Source organism: Thiohalobacter thiocyanaticus, assembly GCF_003932505.1.
GTDB lineage: Bacteria > Pseudomonadota > Gammaproteobacteria > Thiohalobacterales > Thiohalobacteraceae > Thiohalobacter > Thiohalobacter thiocyanaticus.
This window is the reverse complement of sequence record NZ_QZMU01000001.1, coordinates 843,513-855,759: the sequence shown is the minus strand read 5'-3', so window position 1 is coordinate 855,759 and position 12,247 is coordinate 843,513. Positions and strand designations below refer to the sequence as shown.

Here is a 12,247-nt window from a genome sequence, read left to right as displayed (position 1 = left end):
CCGGGACAGGCGTATGATCGAGGAACAGGCGCTGGTGATCGAAGCCGCCGACGGCACGGCCTGGGTCGAGACCCGGCGCCAGTCGGTCTGCGGCCAGTGCGCGGCCAACAAGGGCTGCGGCACTTCGGTGCTGGCCCGGGTGATGGGCAACCGGCGCAGCCGGGTACGGGCCCTCGACCCGATCGGGGTGCGGCCCGGCCAGACGGTGCGTATCGGCCTGGAGGAAGGGGCCTTTCTACGCGGTTCCATGGCGCTGTATCTGCTGCCCCTGCTGACCCTGTTCCTGGGCGGACTGCTCGGCGAGGTGCTGGCCGCGCGCCTGGATATCGTCCAGGAATGGCCGGCGCTGCTGGGCGGCCTGGCCGGGGGCGGACTGGGATTTCTCTGGCTGCGGGGGTTCGCCCGCCGCATCCTGCACGACCGGCGCTACCAGCCGGTCGTGCTCGGCATTGTGACCGCCGGGACGGAGCCGGCAGCGCCGGCCCGGCCGGGGGCGCGACCGACGTTCGGCTGATGCCGGCCGCCGGTGGCCGCGGTGCCGATTCCATAAAACGACAGACACTGATGGATTCATTACGGGAGTGGGTATGAAATTCAAGATTGCATCCTGGTTGAACGGCCTGGCACTGTTCGGGCTGGTGGGTCTGACCCAGGCCGCGGCGGCGCCCTGGTCGTCATCGCTGCCGGATTTTTCCGAGCTGGTGGAGCAGAACAGCCCGGTCGTGGTGAACATCAGCACCACCCAGGTGGTCAAGAGCCCGATGAGCAAACTGCCGCCGGGCATGGAACTCCCGGATCTGCCCGAGGACAGCCCGTTCGGCGATCTGTTCCGCCACTTCTTCGAGGGCGAGCCGGGTGAGCCGCGCGAGCACGAGGCCAAGTCGCTCGGCTCCGGCGTCATCATCTCGAAGGACGGCTACATCCTCACCAACAACCACGTGGTCCAGGATGCCAAGGAGATCATCGTCCGCTTCAATAACCGCGACGAACTGGTGGCGGAGGTGGTCGGTACCGACCCGCGCAGTGATGTCGCCCTGCTCAAGGTCGAGGCCGAGGATCTGCCGGTGGCCCGTCTGGGCAAGGCCGAGGAACTGAAAGTAGGCGAGTGGGTGCTGGCCATCGGCTCGCCCTTCGGCTTCGAGAGCTCGGCCACCGCCGGCATTGTCAGCGCCAAGGGCCGGGCCCTGCCCAGCGAGAACTATGTGCCCTTCATCCAGACCGATGTTGCCATCAACCCCGGCAACTCCGGCGGTCCGCTGTTCAACATGGACGGCGAGGTGGTGGGAGTGAATTCCCAGATCTTCAGCCGCACCGGCGGCTACATGGGCCTGTCCTTCGCCATCCCCATCGAGGTGGCCATGGACGTGGCCGAGCAGCTCAAGACCGAGGGTCGGGTCAGCCGCGGCTGGCTGGGCGTGCTGATCCAGGAGGTGACCCGCGACCTGGCCCAGTCCTTCGGCCTGGACAAGCCGCAGGGCGCGCTGGTGTCCAAGGTGGTGCCCGACAGCCCGGCGGCCAAGGCCGGACTGCAGGTCGGCGACATCATCCTGGAGTTCAACGGCAGGCAGGTGATCCGCTCGCGCAACCTGCCGCATATCGTCGGCAGCACCCCGGTCGGCAAGCGCGCCGAGGTCAGGATCCTGCGCGACGGCAAACGCCGCACCCTGCAGGTGACCCTCGGCGAGCTGGAGGACGACCAGCAGGCCGCCGCCGAGCCGGCCGCCACCCAGACCGGCAAGAGCGACCGCCTGGGCCTGGTGGTGGCCTCGGTCCCGGCCGAGCTGCGCGAGCAGCTGGAGCTGGGCGAGGGCGGTGTCATGATCCAGGAACTCAAGTCCGGTGCCGCCTCGCGTGCCGGGGTGCGCGAGGGTGACATCATCGTCCGTTTCAACAACGAAACGGTCAAGGATGTCGAGCACTTCAACCGTCTGGTCGAGGGCATGGAAAAGGGTAGTTCGGTGCCGGTGCTGATCCAGCGCCGCAGCGGCCCGCTGTTCCTGGCCATCCGCGTTCCGGAGTAAGTCGCCGCCGGCGCGGCCCCGGCGGTTCGTCCCGGGGTCGCACCGGGTTCCGGCCATGACCCGTCTGATCCTCTATTCCCGCCCCGAATGCGGCCTGTGCCAGGACCTGGAACAGGAACTGCGTGCCTTTCAGGCGGAACTGGGGTTCGAACTCACGGTGGTCGATATCGACCGGGATCCCGCCCTGGTCGAACGCTGGGGCACGCGCGTGCCCGCCCTGATCCGGGACGATGGCCGGCTGGTGTGCGAGTATTTTCTCGATCCGGCGGCCCTGTGCGCTATCTGCCGCCCGGATGAATGTGTATAATCCCGCAGCTTCAAGTGCTTATCTGACGGCCTGAGACGGTCGCCGGCAATCGCCCTGTGCCCGTTCGACGGGCGTACGTATCGGGAACCACGTGGCAGACCTGAGTCATATCCGCAATTTTTCCATCATCGCCCATATCGACCATGGCAAGTCGACCCTGGCTGACCGCTTTATCCAGGTCTGCGGCGGGCTGACCGAGCGGGAGATGTCCGAGCAGGTGCTGGACTCGATGGACCTGGAGCGCGAGCGCGGCATCACCATCAAGGCCCAGAGCGTGAGCCTGGACTACACCGCCCGCGATGGCCAGATCTACCGGCTCAACTTCATCGACACCCCGGGGCACGTGGACTTCTCCTATGAGGTGTCGCGCTCGCTTGCCGCCTGCGAGGGGGCGCTGCTGGTGGTCGATGCCGCCCAGGGCGTTGAGGCGCAGAGTGTCGCCAACTGCTACACCGCCATCGACCAGGGCCTGGAGGTGGTGCCGGTGCTGAACAAGATCGATCTGCCCTCGGCCGAACCCGACCGGGTGGCGCAGGAGATCGAGGATATCATCGGCATCGAGGCCCATGACGCGGTCCATGTCAGTGCCAAGAACGGCATCGGCATCGAGGACGTGCTGGAGACCATCGTCAGGCGCATTCCACCGCCGCAGGGCGATGTGGAAGCCCCGCTCAAGGCGCTGATCATTGACTCCTGGTTCGACAATTATGTGGGCGTGATCTCGCTGGTGCGGGTCAAGCAGGGCCGACTCAGACCGAAGCAGAAGATCACGGTGATGTCCACGGGACGCAGCCATCAGGTCGACAATGTCGGCATCTTCACGCCCAAGCGCAAGGACACGGCCATGCTCAGTGCCGGTGATGTCGGCTATGTCATCGCCGGCATCAAGGAGATCGACGGCGCACCGGTGGGCGACACCCTGACCCTGACCGACAATCCGGCCACCGAGCCGGTGCCGGGGTTCCAGTACATGCAGCCGCGGGTGTTCGCCGGCCTGTACCCGGTCAGCTCGGACGACTACGAGGACCTGCGCGATGCCCTGGAGAAGCTGCGCCTGAACGATGCCGCGCTGCAGTACGAGCCGGAGAACTCCCAGGCCCTGGGCTTCGGTTTTCGCTGCGGTTTCCTCGGTATGCTGCACATGGAGATCGTGCAGGAGCGGCTGGAGCGCGAATACGACCTGGATCTGATCACCACCGCGCCCACCGTGATCTACGAAATCCTGACCACCGGCGGCGAGACCCTGCAGGTGGACAACCCGGCCGCGCTGCCGCCGCCCAACGAGATCGAGGAGATCCGCGAGCCCATCATCCTGGCCAGCATCCTGGTGCCGCAGGACTACCTGGGCGCGGTGATCACCCTGTGCATCGAAAAGCGGGGGGTGCAGAAGAACATGCAGTACCTGGGCAAGCAGGTGTCGCTGAATTTCGAGATGCCGCTGAGCGAGGTGGTGCTGGATTTCTTCGACCGGCTGAAGTCGGTCAGCCGCGGTTACGCCTCCTTTGATTACCATCATCTGCGCTTCCAGGCATCCAGGCTGGTCAAGCTGGACATCCTGATCAACGGCGAGCGGGTCGATGCCCTGGCACTGATCGTCCACCATGACAACGCCCCCTACAAGGGCCGCGAGCTGGCAGATGCGATGAAGGAGCTGATTCCGCGGCAGATGTTCGATGTGGCCATTCAGGCCGCCATCGGCAACCAGATCATCGCCCGTACCACGGTCAAGGCGCTGCGCAAGAACGTCACCGCCAAGTGCTACGGCGGCGACGTCAGCCGCAAGCGCAAGCTGCTGGAGAAACAGAAGGCCGGCAAGCGCCGCATGAAGCAGTTCGGCAAGGTCGAGGTCCCGCAGGAGGCCTTCCTGGCGGTACTGCATGTGGGCAAGAAGGGTTGACCCGATCATTGCATAAATTGCGGTTGTCATAACCGCCATCGTCATCCCCGCGTAGGCGGGGATCCAGATACCGCGCGGTTGCTGGATTCCCGCCTGCGCGGGAATGACGGAAAGGTGATAATCAGAGGTTGCTTAGATGCGTGGCACCGTAATCCAGCAGGTCGCGAAGCGTCGCGGCCATGCTGCAGCTGCCCCGACCTGCGTGAAAAGGTTTCAGTAACAAAATATCAGAAACACAAAAACATGAGACATTGTCATGAGTTTTAATTTTCCGTTGATCCTGGTGCTGGCCACTTTCATTACCGGCATCATCTGGCTGCTTGATGCCTGGTTATGGAAACCGAAGCGCAGACAGGCCGCCGCCGGTGTCGCGAATGCGGAGCGCCGCGAGGCCGTGCTCAAGGAGCCGGTGCTGGTGGAGTATTCGCGGGCCTTCTTCCCCGTGATCCTGGTCGTCCTGCTGCTGCGCTCCTTTCTGGCCGAACCTTTCCGCATCCCCAGCGGTTCCATGATGCCGACCCTGCTGGTGGGCGATTTCATCCTGGTCAACAAGTTTGCCTATGGTCTGCGTCTGCCGGTGGTCAATACCCGGTTCATCGAAATCGGCGAGCCGCAGCGCGGCGACGTGGTGGTGTTCCGTTACCCCGACAATCCTTCCGTGGACTACATCAAGCGCGTGGTCGGCCTGCCCGGCGATCGGGTTGCCTACCGTGACAAAATCCTATATATCAATGGGAAAGAGATGCCGCAGGATGATCTCGGCACCTATATCGCGCAAGGCGCGGGGCTCGCCAGTACCGGTGCCCGCGAGCGGCTGGAGCGGCTCGACGGCGTCGAGCACCGTATCCTGGTGCGCCCGGGTTATCCCAACATCGAGGGAGAATGGATGATCCCCGAGGGGCATTACTTTATGATGGGTGACAATCGCGACAACAGCAAGGACAGCCGTTATTTCGGCCTGGTGCCCGAGGATAATCTGGTCGGCAAGGCCTTTATAATCTGGATGAACTGGGACGGGGTGAACAACCGCGTGACCTGGAGCCGGATCGGCGACTCCATTCACTGACAAGGGGGCAAGGCAATATGCGCAATCTGCAACGACAACAGGGGATGACGCTGCTCGGCTGGATCGTCGTACTCGGCCTGATCGCATTCTTCGTACTGCTTACACTGCGCCTGATGCCCAACTACCTGGAGAATTTCAAGGTCGCCGAAACCCTGGAGTCACTCAAGAACGAACCCGAGATCACCCGCAAATCCACGGTGGAGATCCGCAAGCTGATCGACCGGCGCTTCATGATCAATGATGTCACCAGCATCGATGCCAAGGACGTGAAGATCACCAACGAGAAGGGCCGGATGACGGTGCGCGCCCAGTACGAGATCCGGGTGCCGGTGCTGGGCAACGTGGATGCAGTGACCAAATTCGATGAAAGCGTGGAGATGATCCGCAATTGACGTCCCCACTGGACGCGCTGGCCCGGCGGCTGTGCCACGAGTTCGGCTCGCCGGCTCTGCTGCAACAGGCGCTTACCCACCGCAGCGCCGGCAATCTCAACAATGAACGACTCGAATTCCTGGGCGACGCCGTGCTGGGCCTGGTTATCGCCGATGCCCTGTACGCGCGCTACCCCAGGGCCAGCGAGGGGGATCTGAGCCGGCTGCGTGCCAGCCTGGTGAAAAAGCCCACCCTGGCCGGGATTGCACGCGAGCTGGAGCTGGGTGAGCACCTGCAGCTGGGCTCGGGCGAGCTCAAGAGCGGCGGTTTCCGGCGCGATTCCATCCTCGCCGACGCCCTGGAGGCGGTCATTGGTGCCGTATATCTGGACGCCGGCTTCGAGGCTGCCGCGGGCCTGGTGCTGCAGCTCTACCAGCCCAGGCTGCAATCGTTGCCGGAGGCGGCTGCACTCAAGGATCCCAAGACCCGGTTGCAGGAATACCTCCAGTCCCGCCACATTGAACTGCCCGATTACCAGGTGATCCAGGTCTCGGGCAAGGCGCACGCCCAGACCTTCGAGGTGGAGTGCTACATCCCCGGACTGGATCGCCGCAGCCGCGGACGGGGCTCGAGCCGGCGCAAGGCCGAGCAGGCCGCCGCCGCCGGCATGCTGACGGAACTGGGCGTGGAGACGGCCAAACGCGCCGGCAGCGCATGAAGAGCGTGAACGACAGATGAATACCACGAACGATTCCGCTTTTCGCTGTGGCCTGGTGGCACTGGTGGGCAGGCCGAATGTGGGCAAGTCCACCCTGCTGAACCGCATTCTCGGGCAGAAAATCAGTATAACTTCAAGTAAACCGCAGACGACGCGGCATCGTATCCTCGGTATCAAGACCACTGCTCAGGCCCAGGTGGTCTATGTGGACACCCCGGGGCTGCATCGTGGCGGCAAGCGGGCGCTGAACCGGGCGCTGAACCGGGCGGCGAGCGACGCCATCGCCGACGTTGACCTGGCAGTGCTCGTGGTCGAGGCCGGCCACTGGACCGATGAGGACGATCTGGTGCTGCAGCGGCTGGGTCAGGCCGGGTTGCCGGTGCTGCTGGCGGTGAACAAGATCGACCGGCTCACGGATCGGGCGCAGCTGCTGCCCGAGCTGCAGGCGCTGGCGGCGAGGTTCGACTTCGCCGAGGTTCTGCCGCTGTCGGCCACGCGCGGAGAGAATCTCGATCGGCTGGAGCAGTGCGTGACCGCGCGCCTGCCGGAAGGGCCGCCCTATTTCCCCGAGGAACAGATCACCGATCGCAGCGAACGCTTCCTCGCCGCCGAGCTGATCCGCGAAAAGCTGTTCCGCCGGCTCGGCCAGGAGCTGCCCTACGGGCTGACCGTGCAGATCGAACAGTTCAAGGACGACGACGGCCTGCTGCGCATCCACGGCCTGGTGTGGGTGGAACGCGACTCGCAGAAGGCGATCGTGATCGGCAAGGGCGGCGCCATGCTCAAGCAGATCGGCCGCGAGGCCCGCCTGGACATGGAACGCCTGTTCGGTGCGAAGGTGTTTCTGCAGCTGTGGGTCAAGGTCAAGAGCGGCTGGGCGGACGACGAGCGCGCCCTGCGCAGTCTCGGTATCGATGAATGAATTCAGGAAAACATGATGGCCACGGAAAACACGGAAAGCACGGACATTATATTAGGAGGCCTCTGATTTATTCGTCATTGCGAGGCGCGTAGCGCCGTGGCAATCCCCAACCGATTGATTCTGCTGTACGAGATTGCTTCGCTACGCTCGCAATGACGGGAATCATCGCATTAATCAGAGTTTCCTTAGGGAGTGCGTAGGTCGGGTTAGCCCGCAAGGGCGTAACCCGACGCCTAGCCCGGATTACATGTCGGGTTACGTTGCGGCTGACCCGACCTGCGTGTCTGTAGCGCCCGGAGTCTTCTGCATGACAATTTTTATGTCCGTGCTTTCCGTGTTTTCCGTGGCTATTTGTATTTTCGGGATATTCCGCTATGGCCATCGACAGCGTCGAGATGCAGCCCGCCTACATTCTGCACCACCGGGCCTACCGCGACACCAGCGCCCTGCTGGAGCTGATCACGCCCCTGCACGGGCGCGTCGGTGTGGTCGCGCGCGGCGCCCGCGGCGCGCGCTCCCCCCTGCGGGGGGTGCTGCGTCCCTTCCTGCCGCTGCTGTGCTCCTGGGGCGGGCGCGGCGAGCTGTTCAGCCTGCGCCGGGCGGAGGTGGCCGGGCGCATGCCGGTGCTCAGCGGCCAGGCCCTGTTCGCGGCCTACTATCTGAATGAGCTGCTGCTGCGGCTGCTGCAGCGCCAGGATCCGCATCCCGAGGTGTTCGAGGCCTATGTCCAGGCCCTGGACGGTTTTGCCGGCCAGCCGCTGGAGGCGGTGCTGCGACTGTTCGAGAAGCGGCTGCTGGAGGCGCTGGGCTATGGCCTGATGCTGGAGACGGACGTGCATGGCGAGCCGGTCGCTGCCGATCGGCGCTACCGGTATATCCCGGAGCAGGGTCCGGAACCGATTGAGGGGAAGATGCCGGACGAGGGCGGGCTGAGCGGTCGGGCGCTGCTGGCGCTGGCGGCCGAGGCCTGTGACAATGTGCAGGATCTGCGTGAACTCAAGCCGTTGCTGCGCCGGATGCTGGGTCTGTATCTCGGTGAGCGGCCGCTGAAGACGCGCGAATTTCTCACCGATATGGAGCGACAGGGCCGGAGCGGACATGACTGAGCATTCCAGGGACATCCTGCTGGGCGTGAACATCGATCACGTGGCCACCCTGCGCCAGGCCCGGGGCACCCGGTTTCCCGATCCCGTGCAGGCGGCCATCGAGGCCGAACAGGCCGGCGCCGACGGTATCACCCTGCACCTGCGCGAGGATCGCCGTCATATCCAGGAACGCGATGTGGAGATGCTCGGCGGCATCCTGCAGACGCGCATGAACCTGGAGATGGCAGTGACCGAGGAGATGCTTGCCATCGCCGAGCGCATCCGCCCGCGCGACTGCTGTCTGGTACCGGAGCGGCGCGAGGAGTTGACCACCGAAGGCGGCCTGGACGTGGCCGGTCAGCAGGCGCGCATCCGGGAGGCCTGCGCGCGTCTGGCTGCGGCCGGGGTGCGGGTGTCGCTGTTCATCGATGCCGAGCCGGCCCAGATCGAGGCCGCCGCGGCTGCCGGCGCGCCCTGCATCGAGATCCACACCGGCCACTATGCCGATGCCACCGGGGCCGGGCAGGAGCTGGAATATCAGCGCATCCTCGCCGCCGTGGAGGCGGGTGTGCAGGCCGGGCTGCAGGTCAACGCCGGCCACGGCCTGCATTATCACAATGTACAGCGCATCGCCGCCATCCCGGCCGTGCGCGAACTCAACATCGGCCACGCCATCGTGGCCCGCGCCCTGTTCACCGGTCTGCAGGAAGCGGTGCGTGAAATGAAGCGCCTGATGATCGAGGCGCGGCGCTGACTCCGATGGGCCGGATCCACGGCATCGGTACCGATATCGTCAGCATCGTGCGCATGGAGCAGGCACTGGCACGCTTCGGCCGGCGTTTCGCCGAACGCATACTGAGCCGGGCCGAACTGGAAAGGTTCGACACCTGTGCCCGGCCGGCCGCACTGCTGGCCAAGCGCTTCGCCGTCAAGGAGGCCGTGGCCAAGGCCTTCGGTACCGGTTTCCGTGACGGGCTCAGGCTGCAGGACATCGAGATTGGTCATGATCGCAACGGCCGGCCGGAACTGCATTACCAGGGCGCGGCACAGAGGCTGGTCCGGGCCAATGCCGTTACGGCCAGCCATGTCTCCATCGCCGACGAGCGCGACTATGCCATCGCCTATGTGATCCTGATCTGTGAATGAATCTAGGCACTGGAGCCTTTTTTGAACCGCTCCAGCTCTTCCATGCATTGCGACAGGGCCGTTGCGATCGCCTGCGCGTCGTCGGCCTCACAGGCCGTTTGCAGGCTTTCTCCCGCCGTGGCCAGCGCCGGCAGGCCGCAATAGACCGCCGAGCCCTTGAGCTTGTGCGCCTGTTCCTGCAGGCCCTGGCGGTCATCCGTGTCGAAGGCGTGCTGCAGCGAGGTCTGCCATTGGCCGGCCTCGCCACGGAAGCGCTCCACCAGTTCCTGTTTCACCGCCGCGACACGGTCCTCGGCGCTGGGCTCCGGCGCGGCCGGGGCGGCCCGGGTCCAGCGCCGCACGCTTTCCCAGATGCGGTATTCGGTGACGGGCTTGATCAGCACTTCCTGGGCCAGACTGCGGATGTCGGCATCCGCTTCCAGGTTGATCAGGGCATCGGCTGTCAGGGCGATGATGGGCGTGGTCTGATTGGGATTGCGGTCGTCCGCGCGGATGGCGCGGGCGGTGTCGATGCCTGTCATGTTGGGCATGTGCACGTCGAGGATGATCAGGTCATAGCGGCGCTGCCGGGTCTGTTCCAGGGCCTGGTTTCCGTCCTCGGCCTGATCGACCCGGATGCCGAGTGCCTGCAACTGCAGTTCGGTCAGACGGCGGTTGATCTCGTTGTCGTCGGCGATCAACACCTGCCCGTCCTCGAGCCGTGGCGGCTGCGGGCGCGGCTGCTTGCGCCGGTCGGTCAATTCGCTGTGGCGGGTCTCGGGCCAGCCCATCAGTTTCCATACCGTCAGGCGCAGCGAGTCGCGTCGGGCCGGCTTGGTCAGGCACTGGGCTGCGCCCAGTGCCAGCGCGCGCTGCAGGCGCTCCTTCTCGACCGTGTTGAGCAGCAGCAGGACCGGTATGGCGTAGGGCCTGAGCACGCCGAGCAGGCGTTCGATCTCCGCCTGGCTATCCCGGGTGGGCGGCAGGCCCAGGGCGATGAAGTCCGGTCGCAGCGTATCGGTGTTGTCCAGCAGGCGGATGAGGCCTTCGGGATCGTCGGCCTCGATCACCCGGATGCCCCAGGCCTCCAGCGGATGACACAGGGCCAGCCGGGCCAGGGGGAAGGGATCGCAGACCAGGGCGGTGCCGCTGGCCGGGCGCAGCGGGGGTTCGGTGGTCGGCGCTATGCCCTGGGTTTTCAGGGTCAGCCGGAACCAGAAGGTGGAACCGTGGCCCGGCAGGCTGTTCACGCCGATGCTGCCGTCCATCAGTTCGACCAGCCGCTTGGAGATGAACAGCCCCAGGCCGGTGCCGCCGTGGCGTCGGGTGGGGGAGCTGTCGGTCTGGAAGAAGGCAGTGAACAGCCGGGCCTGCTGCCCGGACGTGAGGCCGGCGCCGGTATCGCTGACCTGGATCCGGATGCTGGCTGTCTCGCTGACGGGTGCCAGCGGCTCGTCGAGCATGACCCGCACCACCACGTTGCCCTGGCGGGTGAACTTGATGGCGTTGCCGAGCAGGTTCAGCAGCACCTGGCGGATGCGGGTTGAATCGCCGTACAGATGCAGCGGGACGTCGGCATAGACCAGCAGCACGCATTCCAGCCCCTTGGCATGCGCCAGCGGGGCCATCAGATCGATGGAATCCTCCAGTGCCTCGCGCAGATCGAAGGGACTGTGCTCGATCTGCAGCTTGCCGGACTCGATCTTGGAAAAATCCAGGATGTCGTTGACGATCACCAGCAGGTTGGTGGCCGACTTGCGTACCGTGGTGACGTATTCGCGCTGCTCGGCCGACAGCGGGGTGTGCAGCAGCAGATCGATGAAGCCCAGCATGCCGTTGAGCGGCGTGCGGATCTCGTGGCTCATGTTGGCCAGGAATTCGGACTTGTCGCGCGCGGCCTGCAATGCCAGCTGGCGTGCCTGGTCCAGTTCCACGTTCTGCTGCTCCAGGCGCTGCAGGGTGCTGCGCAGTTCGTGGGTGGCGGACTGGATCTGGCGTTCCAGATCCTTCTGGGTGTCTTCCAGTGTGCCCGCCATGGCATTGATGCCTTCCTGCAGCGACCTGAGTTCGCCGGTGCCGACCGGGCGGGCGCGCACGGACAGATTGCCCCGGCCCAGTTCCTGTACGGTGGCGGTGAGGTGGGTGATGGGGTGGGCGATGGCGCGGCTCAGATGCGCGGCCAGCAGACTCGCCGCAACCAGGATCAGCAGGGTGAAGAACAGACCGTTGATCAGGATCTCGCTCTCCGCGCTGAGTATGGATTGCATGGACAGGTCGATGAATATCTGACCCAGGGGTGCTGCGGATTCGGTTCCCGTGCCGGCCTCGGGGTAGTCCTGTATCCGGGTTGTCGGCGATTCAATGGCATGCTCGAGGCTGATCAGCATGTCCCGGGGCAATTGCTCGCTGCCGGGTTCACGCTGTTCAAACAGGATTTCGCCATGGCGGTCCCTGATTGTGACATGCACCACGCTGGGATCGGCCAGGGCCCGGTGGGCCAGCTGCTCGAGCACCTCGTGATTGCCGGTATAGATGCTGTACTCGGCTCCGGAGGAAAGATAACGGGCGATGGCGTTGCCGCTCTCGATGAGAGAGTGCCGGGCCTGGGTGATGCGGTTGTCGATGAAATAGTAACCGAGTATCAGGGCAAGCAGCGCGGCCGGTATGATCGCATTGATCAGGATGCGGGACTGGATGCTGCGCGGTTTCATCGGGATCCGGGCTCCATGTCGAG

The 12,247-nt window shown here is 64.9% G+C and carries 12 protein-coding genes; 11 read left to right on the top strand and 1 reads right to left on the bottom strand.

What is annotated here, in order from left to right:
* Window positions 1-13: 13 nt before the first annotated feature.
* From D6C00_RS03980 to acpS, 11 genes are all read left to right on the top strand, one after another.
* Window positions 14-514: a SoxR reducing system RseC family protein gene (locus tag D6C00_RS03980; RefSeq protein ID WP_125180412.1), complete on the top strand. Its 501-nt coding sequence runs from the start codon at window positions 14-16 to the stop codon at window positions 512-514.
* 73 nt (window positions 515-587) lie between these two features.
* The gene (locus tag D6C00_RS03975; protein ID WP_125180411.1) at window positions 588-2,021 is read left to right on the top strand and encodes a DegQ family serine endoprotease; all 1,434 of its coding nucleotides are present in this window, start codon (window positions 588-590) and stop codon (window positions 2,019-2,021) included.
* A gap of 55 nt (window positions 2,022-2,076) precedes the next feature.
* Complete coding sequence (locus D6C00_RS03970; RefSeq protein ID WP_125180410.1) at window positions 2,077-2,328, top strand: glutaredoxin family protein; 252 nt, start codon at window positions 2,077-2,079, stop codon at window positions 2,326-2,328.
* A 91-nt stretch (window positions 2,329-2,419) separates the two neighbouring features.
* A complete protein-coding gene (lepA, locus tag D6C00_RS03965) occupies window positions 2,420-4,225 on the top strand; it encodes a translation elongation factor 4 (protein WP_125180409.1) in 1,806 nt (601 codons plus the stop codon).
* Window positions 4,226-4,481: 256 nt separating this feature from the next.
* Entirely contained in the window at window positions 4,482-5,291 is an 810-nt protein-coding gene (gene lepB, locus D6C00_RS03960) for a signal peptidase I (protein ID WP_125180408.1), read from the top strand.
* A gap of 17 nt (window positions 5,292-5,308) precedes the next feature.
* Window positions 5,309-5,683 (top strand): DUF4845 domain-containing protein, encoded by a 375-nt coding sequence (locus D6C00_RS03955; RefSeq protein WP_125180407.1) that lies wholly within the window; start codon window positions 5,309-5,311, stop codon window positions 5,681-5,683.
* Complete coding sequence (gene rnc, locus D6C00_RS03950; RefSeq protein ID WP_125180406.1) at window positions 5,680-6,381, top strand: ribonuclease III; 702 nt, start codon at window positions 5,680-5,682, stop codon at window positions 6,379-6,381. The genes D6C00_RS03955 and rnc overlap by 4 nt, the downstream gene beginning before the upstream one ends.
* Window positions 6,382-6,397: 16 nt before the next feature.
* Complete coding sequence (era, locus tag D6C00_RS03945) at window positions 6,398-7,303, top strand: GTPase Era (RefSeq protein WP_125180405.1); 906 nt, start codon at window positions 6,398-6,400, stop codon at window positions 7,301-7,303.
* Window positions 7,304-7,677: 374 nt separating this feature from the next.
* Window positions 7,678-8,409, top strand: coding sequence for a DNA repair protein RecO (recO, locus tag D6C00_RS03940; RefSeq protein ID WP_206609499.1), 732 nt, complete (start codon window positions 7,678-7,680; stop codon window positions 8,407-8,409).
* Window positions 8,402-9,142 (top strand): pyridoxine 5'-phosphate synthase, encoded by a 741-nt coding sequence (pdxJ, locus tag D6C00_RS03935; RefSeq protein WP_125180404.1) that lies wholly within the window; start codon window positions 8,402-8,404, stop codon window positions 9,140-9,142. Before recO ends, pdxJ begins: the two co-directional genes overlap by 8 nt.
* A gap of 5 nt (window positions 9,143-9,147) precedes the next feature.
* A complete protein-coding gene (acpS, locus tag D6C00_RS03930) occupies window positions 9,148-9,534 on the top strand; it encodes a holo-ACP synthase (protein ID WP_125180403.1) in 387 nt (128 codons plus the stop codon).
* A 2-nt stretch (window positions 9,535-9,536) separates the two neighbouring features.
* On the opposite strand, the gene D6C00_RS03925 is transcribed toward acpS, so the two are convergent.
* Window positions 9,537-12,224, bottom strand: coding sequence for a response regulator (locus D6C00_RS03925; protein ID WP_125180402.1), 2,688 nt, complete (start codon window positions 12,222-12,224; stop codon window positions 9,537-9,539).
* Window positions 12,225-12,247 lie beyond the last annotated feature (23 nt).